A 22,467-nucleotide genomic window follows, 5' to 3' on the forward strand; every position below is an offset into this window, starting at 1 on the left:
AATGAATATTCCGTTGTACTATTTAAGACATTATCAATCGATTGAAAAAACGTTTTGGACATCTATTTGTGAACATAGTATCCAGATTGCACAACATACAATTTGTTATTTAACGCCACTTAACTCGCCGGCGTTTAACTTCATCTATTTGCAACCTGACTCTACTAGCCACGCATTTATGCAGGCTCACAACCTGTTTGTTTCGCAGAAGAAAAATCATACGTTAGTGATCCCTGAAGAAATGCTCCCTCAGGTGGTTAATGAGGCTGAATCATTAGGGTATAAACGTGACAGTGTCACGACTGCTATGGCGTTAACTTTAGCGAAGCAAAATGAAGTTGCACTACCTGATAACCAAGTGGACATTGTTTTAGCCAACCATGATTTGTCATTGTGGGCAAAGCCACTGGTTTCTGCATTCTACCTGTCTGAAGAACACGATCAGGTTATCCAGGAATATGTGCGTTATCATGAAGATGCACTACAGCAAGGCGCTCCCCAATTTCACCTTGTGTTACTCGTCAATGGTGAACCCGCAACCTCCATGACAGTCACAATTGAAGGAACCCTTGCGCGTTTTGATGATATTGGTACCGAACCTCGTCACCAAGGTCATGGCTATGCTTCGCAACTCATTGATTATGCGCTAGCATTTTGCCGCCAGCAAGGTGTCGAGCACTGTTTCTTAGATGCATCTGAAGCTGGGTTTGATTTATACAAAAAATTTGGTTTTGAACCCTTATTCCGCTATATCAATTATGTCTGGTGTAAATAATTTACGTCACTGGCGTTATTTGCACGATATCCCTGAATTGGAACCATTAATTGCACAATGGTTCCTGCAGGAGTGGCCTTCTCACTATGGCTATTCAGGTAATGGCGATGTTTGGCAAGATATTGCTGCATATCGCCAGCGCGCAGGGGTTGGTATGGGGATCGTCGCCTTTGAAAACAATCAACCCTGTGGTTTTATTGCGCTGAAAAGTGAACGTTTTTTACCAAATAATCCCGCATTCCCATGGGTTGGTGCCGCTTTTGTTATTCCTGAGAAACGCAATCAAGGTCTTGGACAATATTTATTTGAACAACTTGAGTTGATTATTGATAAACGGCAATACCCCCATATTTTCTGTGCGACTACCGTGGCGGATAGTTTACTCATCCGCTGTGGGTGGCAATTATCAGCGCCATTAAGTCGACCATCTCTGCGTATTTATCACAAATATATCTGACAGTTAGCATATGAAAATTAATATTATTGGTACCAGCGGCAGTGGTAAAAGCACACTCTGTCGGCGACTTGCATTACTGCTAAACGTACCAGCTATTGAGTTGGATAGCCTATATTGGCTAGCAAATTGGCAAGGTTCTACTGATGAGGCGCTTAACCAAAAGCTCAATACAGCATTAACTGATGCTGTATCTGGGTGGGTGCTTGATGGAAACTACACGCGGACACAACCCATCAAATGGAAAGATGTCGATATGGTTATTTGGTTGGATTATTCGTTGCCTCGAACCTTATACCAATCTGTTGTGCGTACGGTGTCTCGCATTCGTTCAGGGCAAGAGCTGTGGGAAAATACGGGTAATAAAGAAAGCTGGAAAAATTCCTTTTTCAGTCGTAATTCGATTATTTTGTGGTTACTGAAGACTTACTATCCAAATAAGGAAAGAAACCTAAAACATATGGCAAATATCAACTTACGCCATATTCAATTCGTTCGACTTACATCACCAAAAGAAATGCATTTATTTTTACAGCAGATGAAAGCGCAGGTTGCGGCTAAAGGATAAGTTTATTTATGGTGGTGAAAGATAATCTCAGTAGCCATAAAGGCTACCGAGATACAATGACTTAGTCACTAAATTTCATCACATGCCGTTTTCAGCATGGCGGTTTGTTGGTATTTTTCAATCCCTAATTCAATTAAGCGGCTGATTAGCTGTTGGTATGTCATACCGCCTTGTTGCCACAGTTTTGGATACATACTGATGTTCGTGAAACCAGGCAATGTATTGATTTCGTTAATAACTACATCATCATTTTCTGTTAGAAAGACATCAACACGGGACATACCGCTACAATTTAATGCACGGTATGCAGATAATGCTATCTCACGGATCTTGTCACTTACCGCTTCATCTAACTGTGCTGGTGCCACAACAGAAGCACCATTTTCATCAATATACTTGGTGTGGTATGCATAAAAGCTATCGTGCAGAACAATTTCACCACAAGGGCTGGCAAGCGGCTCGTCGTTACCCAATACCGCACACTCAATCTCACGCCCTTTTACTGCGCTTTCAATCAGAACTTTAGTATCGAATAAGAAAGCAAAGTCTAATGCAGCTTCAAATTCTGATGCATTATTAACTTTGCTGATCCCAACCGATGAGCCTTGGTTAGCAGGTTTAATAAACAGTGGTAAGCCTAGGAGAGCGACTGTTGCTTCATATTCTGTTGTCGCACGTTGATTCTTGAATACGGTAATAAATGGGGCAATATTTAAGCCTGCATCTCTAAGTAATCGTTTAGTTACGTCTTTATCCATACAGGCCGACGAACCTAACACTCCCGGCCCTACAAACGGTAAATTCGCCATGCGCAATAAACCTTGTAACGAGCCATCCTCACCTAAGTTACCGTGAACAATAGGGAAAATAACATCAATTTGTGGCAATGGTTTTGCATCTTCTAGGGAGATAAATTGTTCGTGGGTTCTTCCCGGAACAAGTGCAATACTACGTTTGGGTGTATTGAGTGCAATGCGAGATGGGTCGTCCCCATGTATCAGAAAATCGGCTTCATTATATTCGTGCCATTGACCTTCTTTATTGATACCGAAAAGGCATACATCAAACTTATGCCTATCGAGGCCATTTATAATATTTTTAGCTGATTGCAGAGAAACTTCATGCTCTGTCGATTTCCCACCAAAAATTACACCTACCCGTACTTTGCTCATTATCTGCTCCAACGTAAGACACCATACCTAGCAGAGAAATATAGCACGCACGGAGAAAGTTATGTCATAAAATCTTTATATTACAGTGAAGTTCGCTGTATTAATGAACAATCATTAGATTTTTGATGAAAACCCTATCTGTTATTAATGTAATCAATACTGATATTGATTTGCTCAATCAGCCAATCTGCAAAAATTGCGGCTGCACGGTGTGTTTCGAGGGGCTTTGGCGAAAGTAAATAATACGCTGAACCATCGGGAATAAAGCCCTCCGAGGGCTGAAGCTGCCCAGATTGAATTTCATCGATTACCATAAGAAATGATGCTAACGCTGTACCTTGCCCCGCCAATGCCGCTTGAATACATAAATAGAAGTGTTCATAAGTCACATATTTGCAGCCTGTTAAATCCACCCCGCTTTTCTGCTGCCATGTTTTCCATGCATCAGGACGCGATACACTTACCAATAGTGGTAGCATCATCGAACTACCTGAACGCAGTGATACTGCCCCCATTTGCTCTGAACATACCTTCATGGCATGTATTTGCCCGCCCCATGAAAAATCATTACGCCTTAGTGCGAGATCAACGTGTGTCTTCGCAAAATCAATGGCACCTCCAGCCGCAACAAGATGAACCGTAATGTGGGGATATCGTTGATAAAAGTCGGTTAAACGCGGGATTAACCACTTCATGGCAATCGTTGGCTCACAAGACAAGCTCACCACATCGGGTGCTGCGTTTGTTTTTATCTGCTCAACCACTGCGCTTAATTGCTCAAACATCCCACGGGTCGTCTGTAGAAGCAGTTGGCCTTCTGGTGTTAAAAAAACGGCACGATTTCGCCGCTCAAACAATTCCACGCCAAGGTACTCTTCCAATAGGCGAATTTGCCGGCTGATGGCGCTGTGCGTGACGTTCAATTCTTGTGCGGCTTTAACAAAGCTGCCTGCTTTAGCTGCGATATCAAAGAAGCGTAATGTCGATAACGGAGGTAGTTTCATATAGGTAACGAAAAGTAACAGGTTTAAGTCAGAATAAATCGCTTTTTAACTTCATGCAATCTATTGATAATAAAAATATTAAACAGTTCAGAATAATCATAACCATAGCCATTACTGTCAGTTTTTATAACTCTTTAGGATACTTAAATGAATGAAATTCTTGCGGTAGCAACGATTACAATCCTTGCCGTAATTAGCCCAGGGCCTGACTTTGCGATGGTGACTCGGCAAAGCTACACCTATGGCATAAAAACGGGTTTATTATGCGCATTAGGCATTGCAATTGGCGTCCAAGTGCATGTGTTCTACACCATTTTTGGTATCACGCTAATAATTATGAGCTCAAGTACATTATTTTTAGCGGTTAAGTTAATGGGCGTTTTTTATTTGGTTTATATCGGTATTAAGTCATTTATTAATAAAACAAAAATAGGCACTGATAGCACAACTTCGCAGCCAATTTCACATTTTAACGCATTCAAAATAGGCTTTTTAACCAATGCGCTTAACCCAAAAACGATGTTTTTCGTCGTTTCTGTCTACAGCCAAGTTATTCAAGCTGGAAATTCAACTTGGCTCAACCTTGGCTATGGGGTGTTTATCTCATTGGTGCACTTAATTTGGTTTAGCTTAATCGCGTTATTTTTCGCCTCCCCCTCAGTACGCAATAAGGTACTGAGTTATCAAGCCGTAATGGATAAAATTATCGGGGCATTACTCATAATATTGGGGCTATCCCTATTATTCTTTAATGTGAATTAGACCTTATCAATGACCTGATAATATTCATTTACCATTTGAGCCAATTCAATCACATCTTTTGGAATATTTAAGTCAGTCAATTGTTGAAAAGGCACCCAACTAAATGGCGAAAAAGGAGGCTGTTCTGGTGCCGTTAATTCGCATAAATACACCATATCAATATGCCAATGGTCGCCTTTTTTCTTATCCGCAATGAATTCTTTGAGGATAGCCATGGGCAATGGTAATGATTGAGTATGAGATGAATTGGCAACTAAGGTCTTAAAGGGGTAACCACAGCTAAGAATTTTGCAAGATAACCCAGTTTCCTCTAGTACCTCACGGTATAACGCATCTTGGGGTTCTTCATTTTCTTCAATATGCCCACCCGGTGGTAACCAGAAACCCAGTTTGGGATGTTCATGGAGCAGAAACTCACCTTTTTCATTACGGATCATTGCGGTAGCCGTAAAGTGTTTTATCTCATGACTCATACAATAATAACTCTTTTCAATATTTAACAACGCGATGCTTTCCAGTCATATGGCATCAGCTCAGCAAGTGTCACTTGGGTATTCTCATCTACACCAACGAGCGTTTTTTTATTTTGCTCTGATAACTGGCTCAATAGCTCACGACAACGCCCACAAGGCGGTACAATGCAACCCGATGCATCAACAGCGACAATCGCCTTGATGACTGAACGCCCTTCTTTTAGCATGTCAGCAACCGCCGCATGCTCTGCACAAAACCCCAACGAGCATGCGGAATCGATACTCACGCCGCTATAAATTTTGCCGTCATCTGTTTCTAACGCTGCAGCAACATGCCCGCTCTCTACGTATCCATTAAATGTCGCTGGCTTTGCATATTGTTTCGCAATATCAACGAGATGTTTTAACATAATTACCCTCTCTTCATGCTAATTGAATACCTTAATTAAACGCTAACATAATAAAAACTATTAATATTATTGTGCTCTACTCTAAATCTATCATATACAATATTACCGATTTTATGGTTTCTAACGCCGCCGCGAGATCTTCATATGGAACCGTACTTACCGCAACACGTATCGCTTGGGGAACAGCAATTGAAGTGGAATAAGACCCAGCGCTGCTGACTGCAATATTATGTTTGCTGAGCTGACTAACAACCGCTTCAGAGCGTAAACCTTCAGGTAATGGAATCCAAATAAAATAGCTATTTGGATGTGCTATGTAAGGAAAGTCACCAAAAACCTGCCTGACTATTTTTTGCCTATTTTTTGCGTCTTGACGTTTATTGCGTTCTATTTTTGCTACTTCGCCTTTCACTAGCCAATCACAAATAATTGCAGTTGTTAATGCTGGTGTATTCCATGTGGTTATACGTATTATTTTCTCAATATTATCAATATATTGCTTAGGCGATAAAACAATTCCTACTCGTAACCCTGTCGCCACATTTTTGGAGAAACCCGCAATGTAAAAGGTTCTTTCTGGGGCTAACATGGCCAACGGAGTAATGACAGGTCGATGTAAAAATGCATACGAACCATCTTCAATTAGCAAAAAATCATGTTTTTTCGCCATACCTGATAATATTTTTCGCGATGATAATGGCATGACCCAGCCCAGCGGGTTATGCAGAGTCGGCATGGTGTAATACGCGCGAACTTTTCGATTCTGGCAAAGTAAATCTAACGCGTTTAGATCGGGCCCGTCATTTAATGCTGGAATAGCCACTAGATCAATGTGATACAGTTTGGCTAATGCTTTAAACCCTGGATAGGTTAAGGCATCTACCGCCACAATATCCCCCGGACTAAACATACCTAAAACAATCGTTGCTAAACCATGCTGCGCTCCGCTTACAAAAGTGAGTGTTTCAGGTGATACATTACTAAACCCTTGTTGCATTAAATAGTTAGCGGCTATTACCCGCTCATGATGCCTACCCGTATGCTGCTGGTAATAGAGAATTCCCTCTAAATCCCCCCCAACCGCCAATTCCCTTAATGACTCTCGCAGTATTTTTGTTTGTTCCTTAGCGATGGGGTAACTGAAATTTAAATCTAACATTTCAGGCACAACATCATGTTGAATGCTTAATGTGGGTAATAATTGAATGTCACGAACAAACGTCCCTCGCCCCGTTTCCCCGCTCACTAAACCTTTATCAATCAGCTCACGGTAAACCCGAGATGCCGTGACTAATGAAATCCCCTCTTGCTTGGCAAAGATTCTATGTGGCGCTAAGCGAGTACCAGGTTTTAGCTCACCGCTGATTATTTTTTCAGCAATTTTATCAACGTACTTTTGGTAACGAGGCTGTGACATGAAATTGTACCTATGACAATTTTTTGATTGTCATGATTATCTACATTAATTTTCTCTTACTCAAGGCGCTTATTTATCAATTTTAAGGAAACCTATGGAACAAACAATTACAACACTGCCTAATACAACACGAGGGTGGGTCAATGGCTTTATTGGTGTTGTCATCTTTAGTGGTTCTTTACCTGCAACAAAAATTGCCATTGAAGGGTTTTCGCCGGATTTTTTAACCGCTGCTCGTGCCGTAATTGCAGGTATGCTTTCATTAATTATTTTTCTTTTTTTACGCCAAAAGATACCGCATAAAACACATTTTATCCCATTGCTCATTGTCGCCATTGGCGGAGTGATTGGTTTTCCGCTTCTGTCTGCCCTTGCTTTGCAATATGTCAGTTCCGCGCATTCCATTGTATTCATAGGATTGCTTCCCCTCGCAACTGCATTTTTTGCTGTTTTACGAGCTCGCGAGCGGCCTCGCAAACTGTTTTGGTTATTTTCTGTAATAGGAAGTTTATTTGTAATCGGCTTCGCATTGTTTCAAGGTGGCAAAAGCACACTTGTTGGCGATTTATATATGATAGCCGCGATACTTCTATGTGGGCTTGGTTATGCTGAAGGTGCTGTTTTATCCAAAAAATTAGGTAGTTGGCAGGTTATTTGCTGGGCTTTAGTGATCTCATTACCCATTATGCTACTGCTGTGTGCGTTCTTATGGCCAGACAACCTCTCAAACGTACCAACAAAAGCATGGTTAGGCTTAGTGTATGTTTCGCTCTTTAGTATGCTAATCGGTTTCTTTTTTTGGTATCGAGGTCTTGCTGAAGGGGGTATTGCCGGTGTAGGTCAATTACAACTATTACAACCATTTATTGCTTTGCTCCTTTCTGCTTGGTTGCTCAATGAAACCGTTAATGCATTTATGATTGCATCAACCTGTGGGGTTATTTTTTGTGTCGCTGCCTCAAAAAAATTCGCCCGCTAGAATTGAAGTTCAAAGCAAGCACTCAAAGCGCGATCGCGATAGGAAATTACTTTATTATTTATCGCACGAATGAATTAAATAGGAACAAACTATGCCCTCCTCTTTAGCGGATTATAAACAACAAATCATGCACTTTAGTGAGGGTGACCCAAATGAAAACCCGTGGGTGAAAGGAAAGTCCGCTCCTAGTCAAATTCAGGTTGTACCTTATGACCCGAAATGGGCTGCACTTTATCAACAGCAACAAAAACATATTTGTTCAGCACTACAAGATAAAGCACTTAAAATTTCCCATGTAGGGTCGACAGCTGTTCCTAACTTAGCGGCCAAACCGATTATCGATATAGACCTGATTGTGGCAGATCCAGCAGACGAAAAAAGCTATATTCCAATCCTTGAAGAGCTTGGCTTTGAGCTTACTGTACGTGAGCCCTCTTGGTATCAGCATCGCATGCTTAAATTGCGCGATCCACAAGTGAATTTACACATTTTTGCTCCTAATTGCCCTGAACATTTTCGCCATTCACTGTTTCGTGATTGGTTAATTGAGCACCCCTGCGATAGAGAAAAATATGCAAATGCTAAATTAGCTGCTGTAGTAGATGCCAGCAATATCAAAGAATATAACGATAACAAAAATGCGGTGATTAGAGATATTTATCATCGGATTTTTACGCAACTAGATACTCTACTACCCAATTTACTGTTACGAGAGAGCTAAAAACATGCGTTTTGTCATTGTGACTGAGCAGGATACTCAATTAATTGAACAAATTAGCCATGCATTGAACCAAGAGTGGGCTGATTTAACACCATGGGCCGACATAGGTCTGATAAAACAAAGATTGCTTAAACGAAGCATGGCCGAGAAGCCGCAAATTCTCTCTTGTTTTATCGACAACGATGGTCAATTACTGGCAACTGCCAGCACAATTCTCCATGAACTCCCGGATGTTCAACAAGCGACTTGGTGGTTAGGGGAAGTCTTAACGGTACCATCTGCTCGAGGAAAAAAGATAGGAAGCCAGCTTATAGAGGTGCTTTATCAGCACTATCGCCAATTCACAAACGAAAGCCTTTACCTATACACTCCAGATATGCAGGCGCTTTATCGAAAAATGGGATGGCAAGACGTGGAGCTGCGCGAAGTAAATGATGAGCTAGTGACAGTGATGAAGCGTTAAAATGGTATTGTTCATTACGCATTGAGACAGATAAAAAAATAGCCAGTAACTCACTGGCTATTTAATATTTGAATGTTTTTCTTTTAAGCGGTTAACGCTAATTTTGCCCCAAACATTAAAAACACGGCCCCAATACAGCTATTGGATAATTTTGACAGTTTCTTGTTGTGTTTTACCATGTTTGTCACGGCCACTGCGCCGAAAATCAACAATGATAGATAAATCATACTGCACGTTTCTAAAATCACACCAAGAATAAAGAATGGCACGCCAGCGCTTGGGTATGCAGGGTCGATAAACTGTATAAAAAACGATACATAAAAAATAATCATTTTAGGGTTTAGAAGACTCAAAAAGACTGCTTTTTTATAAGTCCCTTTGGTTTCTAAAATTATACTATCAACATCATGTGCACCTTCTTTTTTGTGCAACACGCTATACAGTGTTTTTATTCCTAAATAAAATAAATAAGCCGCACCTGCGTATTTAATCACACTAAAAAAGATTGGTGATGTTTTGACTAATGAAGCAACACCAAGAAAGGATAGGAAAATCAATATAGCATCCCCTGTAAATACCCCTAATGCGGCTTTATAACCATTTTTTACACCATACTTTGCACTACTAGTTAAAACAAATAAAGAATTAGGGCCTGGTACCAGTGTAATAAAAATCACACCGATAAGATAAGTCCATAAGTTTGTAATACCGAGATTTTCAAGCATAGGAAACCCGCTAACTCAATAAAAGTTATAACAAAAAATTCACATTAATTCCTGATAGTGATTATGATACAGGTTTTATTTTTTTATAAAAGATATCACTAGATAATATATCAATATATGGATTTATATTCTTATTTTTTATAAGATGCCAGTTGATGTACCTTGTTTTGAGTTGCAATTTCAGAATTAAAATTCACTCGAAACCACTAAGTCAGTAGCAAACTAAAAACACCACACCTAATAGAGTTATATTCTAACAAAAACACAAAAACAAGCATTACACGGAGGTTTTTAATTAAAAAGGTTGATGGTGATTTGATTCTCATTTCGCGTTATAACATAAGAGCTTATTAGTGCCCCAAACAGGGTAACAAACAACAATAATAATTTAGCTTAGATATTTTTTAGCAATTGTAATGAATATATTAAACTCACATTTAATTAACAAACTTTAGATAATTAAAACAAAAAGTACTTTATCTTTAATCATTTTTAGGGAACTCATGGAAAGCGCTAACTACTTTCATTTACAAGAGCTAAATGGCCTTGAGATGATAAAAGCTCGATATCACCAACAGAAATTTTCTCGTCATAGCCACGAAGGTTTCTGTATTGGCGTCATCGAAGATGGTGCCCAACAATTCTTTCGGACAGGTGAAAATCACTACGCACCGAAAGGTGATATTATTTTGGTTAATGCTGATGAAATACACACAGGTTCGTCTGCAATGGAAAATGGTTGGTCATATCAAGCAATTTACCCTACACCTGACATGTTTTCTCAGCTTACCACTGATTTAAAAATTGAAAATCAAGGACTCGTACCTTGGTTTCCTGTCGCTGTCGTACAGGATGCGGGGCTGGCAACCCAATTACGGTTACTTTTCAATTTGTTATTACAACCCGGAAACCTCTTGTTCAAAGAAACCTTACTGCTCTCTACCTTAAGTTGGTTAACTCTGCGCTACAACCGCACTAAAACAGAGTTAACTAAAATTACCCCTGCAAAGCAGTGTATAGAACAAATTTGCGAGTTGATGATAAATACCTGCGAGCAAGAACATTCTTTAGCGGAATTAGCGCAAATAGCGGGCTTTAGTCAATGGCACTTTCTAAGGCAATTTAAACTGCAAACAGGTACAACACCTCATGTCTTTTTGGTTCAAGCTCGTTTGCATAAAGCCAAAAAACTGTTATTAGCAGGCAATTCCCCTGCTGATGTTTCGAATTTATGTGGTTTTTCTGATCAAAGCCATTTTACACGCCATTTTAAACAATCATTAGGCGTCACACCGGGTAACTTTGTGCGTCATCTAATTACTTAAAAAGAGCAATTTTATTCTATCTGCTGCCAGTTCATATCTTTAATATGAATGACACGTTACAGACTCATGATTTAAATAGGTATTAGTTAACATGGATTCAAAGCAAAATCGCAGCTGGCAAAAAGCCATGATGGATGGCGCAGCTCATTCCGCCCCACTTAACCTTGCCGTGATCCCTTGGGGAGTATTGGCAGGCTCCATGGCCGTTGAGACAGGGTTAGATTTTTGGCAAAGTGTAGCAATGTCAGCGATGGTCTTTGCTGGTGCAGCCCAATTAGTCACGCTCGGGCTGCTCAATTCAGGCACTGGTTTTATGACCATTGTGATTTCAGTGTTCTTTATTACGTCCCAGCATTTACTGTACGGTCTAACATTACGACCAGAAGTTAAAGGTTTTACGACTCCTCAGCGACTTAGTATTGGCTTTCTTCTCACCGATGAACTGTTTGCTATCAGTGCAGCAAAACGCCAAAGCTTGAGCTTCCCATACCTATTTGGTGCAGGGTTTAGTTTTTATCTTGTTTGGCTAATCACTAGCCTCTGTGGCATTGCTATGGCGAATATTGTTGGCGACTTAAGCCGCTTACACCTTGATTTTTCTGTAGTCGCGACTTTGCTTGCCATCGTTGTTCCCTTAACAAAAAAAATCAGTACGTTATGTGGTGTTATTTTTTCTCTTGTCATGGCTATCACCTTGTCCATGTATTCCATCAGTAGTGCCATTGTTATCGCAGGTGTCGGTGGAATGTTTGTCTCGGTCATCGTTTCACGTGTATTGAAGGAGGGGAAATGATCTGGCTTTTGATTATCACGCTAACCGCTGTTGTTTTTACACTGCGCTATATATTTCTGATCCCACAATTACCGATTAGGCTACCTTTGATTGTTCGCCAAGCATTAGGTTATTCCGCCCCTTGCTTATTAACTGCCATTTGTGCGCCTGTTATTTTACTAGAAAATCACGAAGTTAGGGATTTCCCCGATAACCCATATTTGTGGGGAGCATTATTCTGTGTTGTCATCGCCTCACTATTAAAAAACATGCTGCTTACTGTAGGTTTAACCCTCGTGTTTTTCTACTCTTTAATCTATTTCATCGGCTAATGCCCTACACATCGGATAAAGTAAGGTAACAACGCTTTGCTTTATCCCACTAATCCCGCATAATAGTGCACTTCGTCGCAATACAACCCTATTCAATTGCTCCCTTTCTTATTGAAAGTCAGTGATCCATTGGCTTTTAAATTGCGCCACTAATTTTATAAATGATGGATAATACACAAACATGCTTAATAATTATGTTTTACGCAGTGTTCGCTATATGTTGGATTTGAGCGATGCTCAGATGGTCAAAATCGTAAAACTTGCAGATTTAGATGTGACGAAAGAAGAGATGGTATGCTGGCTCAAAAAAGACAGTGAACCTGAATATGTTGAATGTAACGACAGCGTAACGGCGCATTTTTTAAATGGCTTAATTTATCATCGCCGTGGTAAAGATGAAGACCGCCCTGCGCCAGAAATCGAAAGCCGCCTCAATAACAATATTATTCTCAAAAAACTGCGTGTCGCTTTTGAATTAAAAGATACCGATATGATTGAAATTTTCCAATTGGCGGATTTCCGTGTATCAAAACCTGAACTCAATGCGGTTTTCCGTAAACCAGGGCATAAAAACTACCGTGAATGCGGGGATCAACTTCTGCGTTATTTTCTTAAAGGCCTAACCACACGCTTACGCGGTGACAAATAATACCTCGTTTTACTCAGTTCTGGCATTGACTAAAAGATAAATGGTGAGTGCCGGATAACCATCTGTACTTTGTTATTGCTCATATTCATTTTGTTAATTGAATACCTAGCTTGACTAAGTATTTTGCAATAAATAGTCTAAAAAGATCTCAACTTTCGGTGATAATGCACTGCGACTCGCATAAATTGCTCTTAACTCTATCGGTGCAGGGTTTGCATCCACCAACTGAATAACTTCAAGTTCCCCTGAAATAATTTGTTTCTGGCAAGCCTCTAACGACAAAATAGCAAAACCCACACCATTAACCGCGGCTGCATGGGCAAGCATGCCACTATTTACCCGATATCGGCTATTTATCATCACATTGCGTTGCTTACCTTGCTTATCAATAAAAATCCATGGCTGACCTTGTAAGGCACTCAGACTTGATATGCAAGGTAGCTTGGCTAAATCAGCTGTGCTTTCTGGCTTTTCGACTTGATTAAGGAGCTTAGGGGAAGCAACCACAACACTTTGCCATGATTTCACCAGCCTTGAGTGATAACTGCTGTCTTTAAGCTCTCCACGGTGAAACGTCAACAATATATCAATTTCATCGCTGATAACATCTAGGGGGGTGAGCTGTGTATCACAATGGATATTGAGCTGTGGGTGCAATAACGCAAATTTTGCGATTAAATTAGCGAACAATACACTCCCTGCTTCACTGGGAATTGTGAGGCGTAATGTGCCAGTTACAGATTGAGGGTGACTAATTTGTTGGACAATATCCTCCAATTCACTGACTCGTTTTTGGCTTTGCTCAAAGAGAATATTACCCGCTTCCGTTAAGCGCATCTGCCTTGTTGTTCTTTCAATTAAACGGCAATTTAGCTGTTCTTCTAATTGCTTAATTTGTCGGCTCACATTGGATGATGGCATCGAAAGCTGTTTTGCCGCATTAATAAAGTTACCTTGCGTTGCAACCGCAATAAAAACCTTTAATAAATTTAGGTCAACCACCTTGGCTGTTTCCTTTTCATTCAACATGATTGAGCTAAACTAATAACACTAGCAGTAACCAAATGCCATAATTTTTTGGTAACGCTCTGATAATAAAGCGTCCGTATCGAGCTGCGTTAATGCAGCTAAGTCTGTTATCAGCTGTTGTTTTAAATGTTCGGCCGCTAACTGATAATTTCGGTGGGCTCCTCCTAATGGCTCAGGAATAATCGTATCGATAATGCCTAGCTCTTTTAATCGAGGCGCGGTCATCCCCATCACTTCAGAAGCAATTTGCGCTTTTTGAGCATCTTTCCATAAAATCGACGCACAGCCTTCAGGGGAAATTGCTGCGTAGGTACTGTATTCAAGCATATTAATTCGGTCACCAACACCAATCCCTAACGCACCACCAGAGCAGCCTTCCCCCGTAACAACACAAATAATCGGCGTTTTGAGTCGAGACATTTCTAATATATTCTTTGCGATAGCCTCGGCCTGTCCGCGTTCTTCAGCGCCCACGCCTGGGTAGGCACCTGCTGAGTCAATCAGTGTAATGACAGGTAATTTAAAACGCTCCGCCATTTGCATTAAGCGTAACGCCTTGCGGTAACCCTCGGGTGATGGCATGCCAAAATTACGCATCACCTTTTCTTTGGTTGTTCGTCCTTTTTGTTGTCCTAACACCATAACTGGACGCCCCGCGAGACGTGCCAGGCCCCCCACCAGCGCTTTATCGTCAGCAAATGCACGATCTCCTGCCAGCTCCTGAAACTCAGTAAATATTAAAGGAATATAATCTAAGGGATATGGCCTTAGTGGGTGCCTTGCTAACTGTACAATTTCCCATGCACCAAGAGAGGAAAAAATTGTTTTTGTTAATGAATGTGATTTTTTTTCTAACAGTTTGATTTCTTCTTCGAGCTTAATTTCACTCGGGTGCCCCTGCTGCTTGAAAGCAACCAGCGCCTCAATTTTGTCATTAAGTTCAACAATGGGTTTTTCAAAAGCTAAAAAATGCGTAGACATATAAACCTTAAAATTATTCATTCAATTTTAAGAGTGTAACGACCAACGCTATCCCACTCTATAGTTGAAAATGGGATTTATTAATATCAAATATGGGATAATTAACAGGCTATTTATTCCTAATGCGGTTTAATTTTAGGCTGTTATTCAAGATTTTTTGAAAGTTTGGGCACAAGAAATGATTTTCCTCAGGGCAGTTAGCAATATGAATAATGCTATCTTTTAACGCCAATAAATTTTGGATTGTGTGCTCAATTTCGTCTGCTTTCGCCATCAGGCTAGATCGCTCTATATTTGGACCATCTTGGTGATTGAGCATTTGCGCAATTTCATCGAGTGTAAACTTAGCTTGCTGCCCTAAGCTTATCAATGACAAACGGGTTATTACATCTTTACCATGATAAATACGTTTTAAGCCTTTTCTGCCAATCGGTTTTATTAACCCCTTTTCTTCGTAAAAACGAAGTGTTGAGGCGGCTAAGCCTGACAGTTGACTCACTTGTGAAATATCTAATTCATCATGCATAAAATAATAACCCGTTGACCTTATCACTCTGTCGGTTTTAGTTTCTGCCTTAACAAAACGGTAATATTGCCATTCATAAAAATCTCACGGTCAATGACATAACCGAGCTTTTCAGCAACACGTAATGACGGCAAATTCCTCGGTTCAATAAAACAGATTGTTTGCTGAAATTTATTTTGTGATTTCAACCAAGTTAATGCCGCTTGCATTGCCTCTGTTGCATACCCTTTCCCTTGAAACTCAGGGGCAATGACCCAGCCGGCCTCAGGAATTCCTTTCACTTGCGGTTCAACCATTCGGTGAAAATCAGCAAATCCAAGGTCACCAACATATTGCCCCGTTGCTTTTTCCCTCACAGCCCAATAACCAAAACCGAGTAATGGCCATAACCCACCATAAGCTAACATTCTCATCCACGACTCTCTTTCTGTCGATGGCATGCCACCGATATGGCGAACCATGGATTCTGTTGCCCACAATTTGGTTAGAGCAGGAAAATCACTCACTTGATGTTTGGATAAAATCAGTCTTTCTGTTTCTATTTCAGGTATTAAAGCCATAGATTGCCTCTCCTTGCTATCTAAATGGGGGTTCATCAAAGGTTCTTAACTTCCGAGAATGTAATTTATCCCCTTCTTGGCGTAATAAATCAATAGCACGAATACCTATTTGTAGGTGTTCTGAGATAGCCCCCTCATAAAAGCTATTGGCTTGGCCTGGTAATTTAATTTCCCCATGTAATGGCTTATCTGATACACATAAAAGTGTGCCATAAGGCACTCTAAAGCGGTAACCTTGTGCTGCGATGGTCGCGCTTTCCATATCAACAGCAACCGCACGACTTAAACTAAAGCGCCTTGCAGTAGCAAAGAAACGCAGCTCCCAGTTCCTATCATCCGTTGTGACGACAGTTCCGGTACGTAAACGCTGTTTAACCAATTCCCCGGGCATATTACTGACTTGCTTAGTGGCATCATAAAGTGCCCGCTGAACCTCTGCGATACTTGGAATAGGAATATCTGGCGGTAATACATCATCCAAAATATGGTCATCCCGCAAATAAGCATGAGCAAGCACGTAATCACCTATTTTTTGGCTTTCCCTTAAACCCCCACAGTGACCAATCATTAACCAAGCATGTGGCCTTAATACTGCTAGATGGTCACAAATGTTTTTGGCATTTGACGGCCCAACACCAATATTCACTAATGTTATTCCTGCACCATCACGGGCAATCAGATGATATGCAGGCATTTGGAATTTTTTCCAAGTCATATCAGAAATAGCAATTTGCGGATCTGCATTTTCATCTGTGAGGTAATTATAACCAACACAGGATAATGCGATATAACGGCTATCTGGGTCACGAATTTGTTCACAAGCCCAGCTGACAAACTCATCCACATAGCGGTTATAATTGGTAAATAAAATATACGGTTGCACATGTTCAGGTGGCGTGCCGGTATAATGTTTAAGGCGTGCAAGTGAAAAGTCTACGCGTAAAGCATCGAAATGCGACAAGGGCATTTCATCGGAAATCGTGTATAAGCCATCCGTAATATCATCACTAATATGGGCTAAATCCGTGATAGGAAAATGTGCGGCAAGGCTGCTACTCATACTTCTATCAAGCACTAAATCAGAGCCATCAATGACAAACGGGTACGGAATTTCAGTTTTAGACGGACGAACGGCAAAAGATACGTCATAGTCCTGTTGTAAAATAGAAAGCTGTTCCGTTAAATAGCTGCGAAATAACTCGGGTTGAGTTACTGTGATGGAATAATTTCCTTTCTTCACAAACCGTGCATAAGCGCGTGTTTTTTCACAATGGTCAACTTTTCCTTCCCATGTGACACAAAGTTCAGGGTAGGCAAATAACCCATTTTCCCTTTCGTCTGAATTCGGTATACGCCCTTCTGTAACATAAATAGCAATCGCATCTCTTAGTGATTGAATTGCATTTGAATATAAAGACGACAGTTTATCCAACACGTCTTCAATAGATAAATTTTCATTTTTCTGGCATTTTTCCAAAGACACGCACAACTCCTCATCAGATGAAGTAATCCCCTGATAACATAGAGTATCAATGTGACAGTTGCAAAACATATCACTATTAATGCATTACGAATGACAATACCAAGGGTAATGTGACCACAGCAATAATGGTTTGTAATGTGATAATACCTGCCATTAATTGACTATCGCCATTCAGTTGGCGAGTCAAAATATAGGCAGTTGGTGCAGTTGGAATAGCAAAAAATATGACTAATAATACCGTTTCTAAATTAGGTAAAGAAAACAACTTAGCGATGAGCACCGCTAATAGAGGCATAGCAAGTAAACGCGAAATTGTAGACACCATAATGGGCTTAAATTCTTTGCGCAATGTCGCTGTTTGCAGTGCTCCACCAATACATATCAACCCTAACGGTAAACTTGCTGCGGCTAATAATTTTAATAATTGATCAGAACCAAAAGGCAGGCCAACGGGTAATATGTTTAATAAAATTCCGATAACACATGAAATAATCAATGGGTTTTTAATGATTGGTAGCAATAGCTGCTTTATCGAGACTTGTTTCCCTGAAGATAACGCTAACACCGCAATGACATTACAGCTCGGTACTAAAATCGCCATAATGACTGCGGCAACAGCAATCCCTTCTTTACCGAACAAGTCCACCACAATCGCCAAACCGAGATAAGTATTAAAACGAGTGATACCTTGAATATACGCGCCAAAACGGGGGATGGTTATTTTGAATAAATATTTACTTAGCAGCACTAATAATGAACTTGCCGCTAAAATGCAGAATATCGCACTGCCAAGGTAGAATAATTTTGGATTATCTAAAGGCGCACTGGCTAAGCTATTAATTAATAATGCAGGAAATAATATAAAGTAGTTTAATTTCTCCGCACCCGGCCAAAAATCAGCGGAAAATAATGAAGTTCGCCGCAATACAAAACCCATCGCAATCAGAGCAAATAATGGCCATAGCGCCAGTAAAATTTTATCCATGAAAATTTAATCTATTTTTATCAGTGTATTAGATATTTATAATCACGAGTCTAACGTTAATTTTTTGTAGCGGATAGGTAAAAAAAGCTCTTACCCTCTATATGTTTCCAATTTTATGATTGGTTTAACAAAAAATTGACCTCAACAAAATTATTCACACTCTTTCCGCTTGTACTTTCATCAATTTTGTTGCGGTACTGACCTATTAAGCCAGCAAGTATGATTATCTAACCTCAATTTCAAAATATCATTTGCTTGCATGATTAATTTTATGTATTTTTATTCACTATAAATGCATAATTAAAGAGGTTTAAAATGTTGAAGAAACTTGTTTTTGCTGGTTGTTTAACACTGGCAGCTTTTTCAGGGAGTGTTTACGCAAAAGACAGTTATACCGTAGGTGCTGGTGGAACATACCGTCCATTTGAATTTGAAAACAGCCAAAAGCAGCTTGAAGGTTTTGATATTGATATTATTAAAGCAATTGCTGATGCTGAAGGGTTTGACGTAAAACTGGTCAACACACCGTGGGAAGGTATTTTTGCCACGCTATCCTCTGGGGATAGAGATATTTTAATTTCAGGTATCACTATCACCGATAAACGTAAAAACATGGTCGATTTTTCAAACCCTTATTTTCCTGCGGAACAAGCTATCGTGATCAGTGAATCATCCAACGTCACCGATTTAAATAGCTTAAAAGATTTAAACGTTGGTGTTGTTAATTCCAGCACAGGGGATATTGTCGTCTCCGATGTCATTGGTAAAAACAGCACTTCCATTAAACGTTTTGACAATACACCGTTGCTGTTACAAGAACTGTATGAAGATGGTATTGATGCTGCTGTCGGTGACGTAGGCGTCATTAAGTTCTACATCAAAACTCATCCAGAGAAAAAATTTAAATTAATTTACGACAACCATTTTGAAAAACAATATTTTGGTATTGCCGTTGCTAAAGGTAATAGCGAGTTACAACAAAAAATTAATAATGGTTTAAATACCATTGTTGAAAACGGAACTTATAACCAAATTTATCAAAAATGGTTTGATGCGAACGTTCCTCAATTACCAAAACAATAGTTTTATTTAGTTTAAAGCCATCTTTGGATGGCTTTTTCTCGTTTTAAATCAGGGTGAAATTACGATGTCTGCTTTTCGTTGGGAAATAATTGAAGAATACGCCCCGCTCTTCGCTGAAGGCGCACTGATGACCATCAAGGCCACCATTATTTGCGTGATTCTAGGCTCTTTATGGGGACTTACGTTAGGGCTGGGGAGAACAGCCAAAGCGGAACAAGGGGTGTGGAAGCCTATTTTGCACTATTTCGTGCAATGGCCGGTGCGTTTTTACGTCAGCGCTTTTCGTGGTACGCCATTATTTGTTCAAATAATGGTTGTTCACTTTGCATTAGTGCCCTTATTTATTAACCCACGAGATGGCTTATTCGTGACTTCTGGGTTGATGTCTGTTGATACCGCTAAAATGCTACGCTCTGACTATGGTGCTTTTTTATCTTGCGTCATTGCTATTACTTTAAATTCAGGCGCTTATGTTTCTGAAATTTTCCGTGCTGGTATTCAATCAATTGATAAAGGGCAAATGGAAGCCTCCCGTGCACTCGGTATGAGTTGGGCAAAAACCATGCGTAAAGTGATCCTTCCTCAAGCTTTCCGTCGAATCTTACCTCCTTTGGGGAATAACGCGATTGCAATTGTTAAAGATTCATCACTTGCCTCTGCGATTGGATTAGCCGACCTCGCCTATGCAGCTCGCACCGTTTCAGGGGCCTACGCCACATATTGGGAACCCTACTTAACAATATCAATTATCTATTGGATGCTGACATTTATACTCGCTCAGTTAGTGCAATATATGGAAAGAAGGTTGGGCAGAAGTGATTTACGTTAATGATTTGCAAAAAAAATTTGGTGAAACTCATGTTTTGCGCGGTATCTCTTGCGAAATTCATCCACAAGAGGTTATCTGTGTCATAGGCCCTTCTGGCTCAGGTAAAAGTACATTTTTACGCTGCTTAAATGCTCTCGAACGCCCTGATGGTGGGGAAATCAAAGTCAACGGGTTCGATGTCCATGACCCTAAAACTGATTTAAATAAAATGCGTGAAAATGTCGGCATGGTTTTTCAACGTTTTAATTTATTTCCACATATGACTGTGCTTGAAAATTTAATGATGGCACCAACTTTAGTTAAAGGATTAAAAAAGGAAGACGCCTTAAAACAAGCTGAACAACTATTAACCAAGGTTGGTTTATTAGATAAAATTGATGCTTGGCCTGCCAGCCTTTCCGGTGGTCAACAGCAACGTGTTGCCATTGCCCGAGCACTCGCAATGCAACCTTCCATCTTATTATTTGATGAACCTACCTCCGCATTGGATCCTGAATTAGTTGGCGAAGTGTTGTCTGTTATGAAAACATTAGCCACTGAAGGCATGACGATGGTTATCGTAACCCATGAAATGGGCTTTGCCCGCGAAGTTGCTGATCGCGTTATGTTTATAGACCAGGGTATTATTCAAGAAGAAGGTACGCCTGAGCAGCTGTTTTCTGCCCCTAAAAACCCTCGTACTGCGGAGTTTTTAAGTAAAGTTCTCTAATTGCTCGCCTGCTTATCACCATAAGCAGGCTTTTCTGATAGCCCCATGTCTTATTTATCCGTATGCTAAGAATATTATTATTTAATTAAGCTTAATCGATGGATATTAAAAGTCTTTGTAAACAATATCGCTCAGGGAAAAAATTCAAATATGTTTTTTTCTGGGGGCATCAAACTAAACAACATCAAGTCACTAAAAGCTGCTTTAGTCAGTGGTACCCTGCTCCATTTATTGTCGATGGGCACCGATTTGCAAGCGCTGAACATTTTATGATGGCAGAAAAAGCACGTTTATTTGGTGATTTCGAAATATTAGACAAAATTATTCACGCACCTAACCCAGGAGCGGCGAAAGCCTTTGGTCGAGAAGTACGAGGGTTTAAACAAGATATTTGGGACGATAACCGTTTCGACATTGTTGTTGCCGCGAATATGGCGAAGTTTAGCCAAAATGAATCACTGAAAGCCTTTTTGCTTTCTACTAATGAACGCGTATTAGTTGAAGCCAGCCCAGTCGATAAAATATGGGGCATTGGTCTCGCTGAAGAGGCTGAAAACATCGAAAACCCACTCACATGGAAAGGATTAAACCTTTTAGGTTTTGCATTAATGGAAGTTCGCACCCAATTGGCAAGTTAAAAGCATTTCTTGCATTTAATCCTATTTTGCTAAAAACCCGTTGTTGCCAAACAACGGGCCAGCCAGTCATTCACTGAAATGTAGGATATGCTACTGCATTAATTACAAAGGCATTCTATATTCAATCACCCCCGGCTTTTCTGCCACCCAGTTATACAATTTTTGTCCACGTAAATTGGTTTCTTGTGTATGCCAATATAAACGGCCGCATTGTTTATCTTGCGCCTGTGCTTGTACAAACTCGATAAGTTGCTTCCCTACGTGGCGCCCTCTCATTTCTGGTGTGACATACAGGTCTTCTAAATAGCAAAAATCATTTTTTGCCCATGTCGAACGGTGGAATAAATAATTGACGAAACCAACCACTTTGCCACCTTCGAGTGCGACAGCGCAATGCATAGGTTCATTGTCGTCAAAAAAACGTTCCCACGCTTTTAATGTGACATCTTCACTTAATTCAACTTGGTAAAACTTTTGGTATTCCAGCCAATAAACTAGCCATTCTGGATAATGTTCTGAGGCAACAAATTCAACCGTAACTGGTAATGTAGCTTTATTCATAATAACCCTTCCATTTGTAGACATATTACATAATGAGGTTATAGTACAGTTCTATCTGGTGCTGTATAAGAGACACTTTTGT

The 22,467-nt window shown here is 40.2% G+C and carries 28 protein-coding genes; 15 read left to right on the top strand and 13 right to left on the bottom strand.

Annotated features, from left to right (window positions below):
* Position 1: 1 nt before the first annotated feature.
* From AC4IFT_RS02035 to AC4IFT_RS02045, 3 genes are read left to right on the top strand one after another with little or no spacing between them, the layout of a single operon-like run.
* Positions 2-775 carry a GNAT family N-acetyltransferase gene (locus AC4IFT_RS02035; protein ID WP_490732656.1) on the top strand — a complete coding sequence of 258 codons (774 nt, stop codon included), beginning with the start codon at positions 2-4 and terminating at the stop codon, positions 773-775.
* The gene (locus tag AC4IFT_RS02040; RefSeq protein WP_490732654.1) at positions 759-1,232 is read left to right on the top strand and encodes a GNAT family N-acetyltransferase; all 474 of its coding nucleotides are present in this window, start codon (positions 759-761) and stop codon (positions 1,230-1,232) included. Before AC4IFT_RS02035 ends, AC4IFT_RS02040 begins: the two co-directional genes overlap by 17 nt.
* Before the next feature lie 10 nt (positions 1,233-1,242).
* A complete protein-coding gene (locus AC4IFT_RS02045) occupies positions 1,243-1,797 on the top strand; it encodes a P-loop NTPase family protein (protein WP_490732652.1) in 555 nt (184 codons plus the stop codon).
* Positions 1,798-1,865: 68 nt separating this feature from the next.
* Here the strand turns inward: AC4IFT_RS02045 and ddlA are convergent, their stop codons facing one another.
* Positions 1,866-2,969 carry a D-alanine--D-alanine ligase gene (ddlA, locus tag AC4IFT_RS02050; protein ID WP_490750512.1) on the bottom strand — a complete coding sequence of 368 codons (1,104 nt, stop codon included), beginning with the start codon at positions 2,967-2,969 and terminating at the stop codon, positions 1,866-1,868.
* A gap of 134 nt (positions 2,970-3,103) precedes the next feature.
* Positions 3,104-3,973 (bottom strand): LysR family transcriptional regulator, encoded by an 870-nt coding sequence (locus AC4IFT_RS02055; RefSeq protein WP_490750513.1) that lies wholly within the window; start codon positions 3,971-3,973, stop codon positions 3,104-3,106.
* 147 nt (positions 3,974-4,120) lie between these two features.
* Between AC4IFT_RS02055 and AC4IFT_RS02060 the strand changes: the two genes are divergently transcribed.
* Complete coding sequence (locus AC4IFT_RS02060) at positions 4,121-4,735, top strand: LysE family translocator (protein ID WP_490750514.1); 615 nt, start codon at positions 4,121-4,123, stop codon at positions 4,733-4,735.
* Here the strand turns inward: AC4IFT_RS02060 and AC4IFT_RS02065 are convergent.
* The 3 genes from AC4IFT_RS02065 to AC4IFT_RS02075 all read right to left on the bottom strand — a co-directional run bounded on the left by AC4IFT_RS02065 (position 4,732) and on the right by AC4IFT_RS02075 (position 7,035).
* Positions 4,732-5,208, bottom strand: coding sequence for an NUDIX hydrolase (locus AC4IFT_RS02065; RefSeq protein WP_490750516.1), 477 nt, complete (start codon positions 5,206-5,208; stop codon positions 4,732-4,734). The genes AC4IFT_RS02060 and AC4IFT_RS02065 overlap by 4 nt on opposite strands.
* Positions 5,209-5,231: 23 nt before the next feature.
* Complete coding sequence (locus AC4IFT_RS02070; protein WP_490732644.1) at positions 5,232-5,618, bottom strand: cytidine deaminase family protein; 387 nt, start codon at positions 5,616-5,618, stop codon at positions 5,232-5,234.
* 76 nt (positions 5,619-5,694) lie between these two features.
* On the bottom strand, positions 5,695-7,035 hold the full coding sequence (locus AC4IFT_RS02075) for an aminotransferase-like domain-containing protein (RefSeq protein ID WP_490750517.1): 1,341 nt from the start codon (positions 7,033-7,035) through the stop codon (positions 5,695-5,697).
* 94 nt (positions 7,036-7,129) lie between these two features.
* On the opposite strand from AC4IFT_RS02075, the gene AC4IFT_RS02080 reads away from it, so the two are divergent.
* The 3 genes from AC4IFT_RS02080 (at position 7,130) to AC4IFT_RS02090 (ending at position 9,198) form a co-directional block, all read left to right on the top strand.
* Positions 7,130-8,014, top strand: a complete 885-nt coding sequence (locus AC4IFT_RS02080) for a DMT family transporter (RefSeq protein WP_490732640.1) — start codon at positions 7,130-7,132, stop codon at positions 8,012-8,014.
* 91 nt (positions 8,015-8,105) lie between these two features.
* Positions 8,106-8,735 (top strand): GrpB family protein, encoded by a 630-nt coding sequence (locus AC4IFT_RS02085; RefSeq protein WP_490732638.1) that lies wholly within the window; start codon positions 8,106-8,108, stop codon positions 8,733-8,735.
* A gap of 4 nt (positions 8,736-8,739) precedes the next feature.
* Complete coding sequence (locus AC4IFT_RS02090; RefSeq protein ID WP_490750518.1) at positions 8,740-9,198, top strand: GNAT family N-acetyltransferase; 459 nt, start codon at positions 8,740-8,742, stop codon at positions 9,196-9,198.
* Positions 9,199-9,281: 83 nt separating this feature from the next.
* Here the strand turns inward: AC4IFT_RS02090 and leuE are convergent, their stop codons facing one another.
* Positions 9,282-9,923 (bottom strand): leucine efflux protein LeuE, encoded by a 642-nt coding sequence (gene leuE / locus AC4IFT_RS02095; RefSeq protein WP_490732634.1) that lies wholly within the window; start codon positions 9,921-9,923, stop codon positions 9,282-9,284.
* 503 nt (positions 9,924-10,426) lie between these two features.
* Between leuE and AC4IFT_RS02100 the strand changes: the two genes are divergently transcribed.
* From AC4IFT_RS02100 to AC4IFT_RS02115, 4 genes are all read left to right on the top strand, one after another.
* Positions 10,427-11,248 (top strand): AraC family ligand binding domain-containing protein, encoded by an 822-nt coding sequence (locus AC4IFT_RS02100; protein WP_490750519.1) that lies wholly within the window; start codon positions 10,427-10,429, stop codon positions 11,246-11,248.
* Between the two features lie 91 nt (positions 11,249-11,339).
* Positions 11,340-12,041: an AzlC family ABC transporter permease gene (locus AC4IFT_RS02105; protein ID WP_490732630.1), complete on the top strand. Its 702-nt coding sequence runs from the start codon at positions 11,340-11,342 to the stop codon at positions 12,039-12,041.
* Complete coding sequence (locus AC4IFT_RS02110) at positions 12,038-12,352, top strand: AzlD domain-containing protein (protein WP_490732628.1); 315 nt, start codon at positions 12,038-12,040, stop codon at positions 12,350-12,352. Before AC4IFT_RS02105 ends, AC4IFT_RS02110 begins: the two co-directional genes overlap by 4 nt.
* A 181-nt stretch (positions 12,353-12,533) precedes the next feature.
* Positions 12,534-13,001, top strand: a complete 468-nt coding sequence (locus tag AC4IFT_RS02115; RefSeq protein WP_490732626.1) for a YehS family protein — start codon at positions 12,534-12,536, stop codon at positions 12,999-13,001.
* Between the two features lie 114 nt (positions 13,002-13,115).
* On the opposite strand, the gene AC4IFT_RS02120 is transcribed toward AC4IFT_RS02115, so the two are convergent.
* The 6 genes from AC4IFT_RS02120 to AC4IFT_RS02145 all read right to left on the bottom strand — a co-directional run bounded on the left by AC4IFT_RS02120 (position 13,116) and on the right by AC4IFT_RS02145 (position 18,565).
* Positions 13,116-14,003, bottom strand: a complete 888-nt coding sequence (locus AC4IFT_RS02120) for a LysR family transcriptional regulator (protein ID WP_490750520.1) — start codon at positions 14,001-14,003, stop codon at positions 13,116-13,118.
* Positions 14,004-14,051: 48 nt separating this feature from the next.
* Positions 14,052-15,011: an acetyl-CoA carboxylase carboxyl transferase subunit alpha gene (gene accA, locus AC4IFT_RS02125; protein ID WP_490750521.1), complete on the bottom strand. Its 960-nt coding sequence runs from the start codon at positions 15,009-15,011 to the stop codon at positions 14,052-14,054.
* A 109-nt stretch (positions 15,012-15,120) separates the two neighbouring features.
* Entirely contained in the window at positions 15,121-15,537 is a 417-nt protein-coding gene (locus AC4IFT_RS02130) for a helix-turn-helix domain-containing protein (protein WP_490732619.1), read from the bottom strand.
* 23 nt (positions 15,538-15,560) lie between these two features.
* Positions 15,561-16,133, bottom strand: a complete 573-nt coding sequence (locus AC4IFT_RS02135; protein WP_490732617.1) for a GNAT family N-acetyltransferase — start codon at positions 16,131-16,133, stop codon at positions 15,561-15,563.
* Positions 16,114-17,574: an AMP nucleosidase gene (locus AC4IFT_RS02140; protein ID WP_490732844.1), complete on the bottom strand. Its 1,461-nt coding sequence runs from the start codon at positions 17,572-17,574 to the stop codon at positions 16,114-16,116. The genes AC4IFT_RS02135 and AC4IFT_RS02140 overlap by 20 nt, the downstream gene beginning before the upstream one ends.
* A gap of 82 nt (positions 17,575-17,656) precedes the next feature.
* On the bottom strand, positions 17,657-18,565 hold the full coding sequence (locus AC4IFT_RS02145; protein WP_490750522.1) for an AEC family transporter: 909 nt from the start codon (positions 18,563-18,565) through the stop codon (positions 17,657-17,659).
* A gap of 315 nt (positions 18,566-18,880) precedes the next feature.
* Here AC4IFT_RS02145 and AC4IFT_RS02150 point away from each other — a divergent pair, with 315 nt between their 5' ends.
* The 4 genes from AC4IFT_RS02150 to ybiA all read left to right on the top strand — a co-directional run bounded on the left by AC4IFT_RS02150 (position 18,881) and on the right by ybiA (position 21,824).
* On the top strand, positions 18,881-19,648 hold the full coding sequence (locus AC4IFT_RS02150) for a basic amino acid ABC transporter substrate-binding protein (protein ID WP_490732613.1): 768 nt from the start codon (positions 18,881-18,883) through the stop codon (positions 19,646-19,648).
* A gap of 64 nt (positions 19,649-19,712) precedes the next feature.
* Positions 19,713-20,477 carry an amino acid ABC transporter permease gene (locus AC4IFT_RS02155; protein ID WP_219248123.1) on the top strand — a complete coding sequence of 255 codons (765 nt, stop codon included), beginning with the start codon at positions 19,713-19,715 and terminating at the stop codon, positions 20,475-20,477.
* Positions 20,464-21,186 (top strand): amino acid ABC transporter ATP-binding protein, encoded by a 723-nt coding sequence (locus tag AC4IFT_RS02160; RefSeq protein ID WP_273838912.1) that lies wholly within the window; start codon positions 20,464-20,466, stop codon positions 21,184-21,186. Before AC4IFT_RS02155 ends, AC4IFT_RS02160 begins: the two co-directional genes overlap by 14 nt.
* Positions 21,187-21,284: 98 nt before the next feature.
* Entirely contained in the window at positions 21,285-21,824 is a 540-nt protein-coding gene (ybiA, locus tag AC4IFT_RS02165; protein WP_490732608.1) for a riboflavin biosynthesis intermediates N-glycosidase, read from the top strand.
* Positions 21,825-21,926: 102 nt separating this feature from the next.
* Here ybiA and AC4IFT_RS02170 read toward each other — a convergent pair whose 3' ends face one another.
* On the bottom strand, positions 21,927-22,385 hold the full coding sequence (locus AC4IFT_RS02170; RefSeq protein WP_490732606.1) for a GNAT family N-acetyltransferase: 459 nt from the start codon (positions 22,383-22,385) through the stop codon (positions 21,927-21,929).
* Positions 22,386-22,467: the final 82 nt, after the last annotated feature.

It is taken from the genome of Providencia sp. UF-183, from assembly GCF_058246155.1.

What these genes read in the sequence shown, in the direction of transcription:
- AC4IFT_RS02035 (WP_490732656.1), top strand. Translation starts at nt 2, where the DNA reads ATGAATATTCCGTTGTACTATTTAAGACATTATCAATCGATTGAAAAA.
- AC4IFT_RS02040 (WP_490732654.1), top strand. Translation starts at nt 759, where the DNA reads ATGTCTGGTGTAAATAATTTACGTCACTGGCGTTATTTGCACGATATC.
- AC4IFT_RS02045 (WP_490732652.1), top strand. Translation starts at nt 1,243, where the DNA reads ATGAAAATTAATATTATTGGTACCAGCGGCAGTGGTAAAAGCACACTC.
- ddlA (WP_490750512.1), bottom strand. Translation starts at nt 2,969, where the DNA reads ATGAGCAAAGTACGGGTAGGTGTAATTTTTGGTGGGAAATCGACAGAG.
- AC4IFT_RS02055 (WP_490750513.1), bottom strand. Translation starts at nt 3,973, where the DNA reads ATGAAACTACCTCCGTTATCGACATTACGCTTCTTTGATATCGCAGCT.
- AC4IFT_RS02060 (WP_490750514.1), top strand. Translation starts at nt 4,121, where the DNA reads ATGAATGAAATTCTTGCGGTAGCAACGATTACAATCCTTGCCGTAATT.
- AC4IFT_RS02065 (WP_490750516.1), bottom strand. Translation starts at nt 5,208, where the DNA reads ATGAGTCATGAGATAAAACACTTTACGGCTACCGCAATGATCCGTAAT.
- AC4IFT_RS02070 (WP_490732644.1), bottom strand. Translation starts at nt 5,618, where the DNA reads ATGTTAAAACATCTCGTTGATATTGCGAAACAATATGCAAAGCCAGCG.
- AC4IFT_RS02075 (WP_490750517.1), bottom strand. Translation starts at nt 7,035, where the DNA reads ATGTCACAGCCTCGTTACCAAAAGTACGTTGATAAAATTGCTGAAAAA.
- AC4IFT_RS02080 (WP_490732640.1), top strand. Translation starts at nt 7,130, where the DNA reads ATGGAACAAACAATTACAACACTGCCTAATACAACACGAGGGTGGGTC.
- AC4IFT_RS02085 (WP_490732638.1), top strand. Translation starts at nt 8,106, where the DNA reads ATGCCCTCCTCTTTAGCGGATTATAAACAACAAATCATGCACTTTAGT.
- AC4IFT_RS02090 (WP_490750518.1), top strand. Translation starts at nt 8,740, where the DNA reads ATGCGTTTTGTCATTGTGACTGAGCAGGATACTCAATTAATTGAACAA.
- leuE (WP_490732634.1), bottom strand. Translation starts at nt 9,923, where the DNA reads ATGCTTGAAAATCTCGGTATTACAAACTTATGGACTTATCTTATCGGT.
- AC4IFT_RS02100 (WP_490750519.1), top strand. Translation starts at nt 10,427, where the DNA reads ATGGAAAGCGCTAACTACTTTCATTTACAAGAGCTAAATGGCCTTGAG.
- AC4IFT_RS02105 (WP_490732630.1), top strand. Translation starts at nt 11,340, where the DNA reads ATGGATTCAAAGCAAAATCGCAGCTGGCAAAAAGCCATGATGGATGGC.
- AC4IFT_RS02110 (WP_490732628.1), top strand. Translation starts at nt 12,038, where the DNA reads ATGATCTGGCTTTTGATTATCACGCTAACCGCTGTTGTTTTTACACTG.
- AC4IFT_RS02115 (WP_490732626.1), top strand. Translation starts at nt 12,534, where the DNA reads ATGCTTAATAATTATGTTTTACGCAGTGTTCGCTATATGTTGGATTTG.
- accA (WP_490750521.1), bottom strand. Translation starts at nt 15,011, where the DNA reads ATGTCTACGCATTTTTTAGCTTTTGAAAAACCCATTGTTGAACTTAAT.
- AC4IFT_RS02130 (WP_490732619.1), bottom strand. Translation starts at nt 15,537, where the DNA reads ATGCATGATGAATTAGATATTTCACAAGTGAGTCAACTGTCAGGCTTA.
- AC4IFT_RS02135 (WP_490732617.1), bottom strand. Translation starts at nt 16,133, where the DNA reads ATGAACCCCCATTTAGATAGCAAGGAGAGGCAATCTATGGCTTTAATA.
- AC4IFT_RS02145 (WP_490750522.1), bottom strand. Translation starts at nt 18,565, where the DNA reads ATGGATAAAATTTTACTGGCGCTATGGCCATTATTTGCTCTGATTGCG.
- AC4IFT_RS02150 (WP_490732613.1), top strand. Translation starts at nt 18,881, where the DNA reads ATGTTGAAGAAACTTGTTTTTGCTGGTTGTTTAACACTGGCAGCTTTT.
- AC4IFT_RS02155 (WP_219248123.1), top strand. Translation starts at nt 19,713, where the DNA reads ATGTCTGCTTTTCGTTGGGAAATAATTGAAGAATACGCCCCGCTCTTC.
- ybiA (WP_490732608.1), top strand. Translation starts at nt 21,285, where the DNA reads ATGGATATTAAAAGTCTTTGTAAACAATATCGCTCAGGGAAAAAATTC.
- AC4IFT_RS02170 (WP_490732606.1), bottom strand. Translation starts at nt 22,385, where the DNA reads ATGAATAAAGCTACATTACCAGTTACGGTTGAATTTGTTGCCTCAGAA.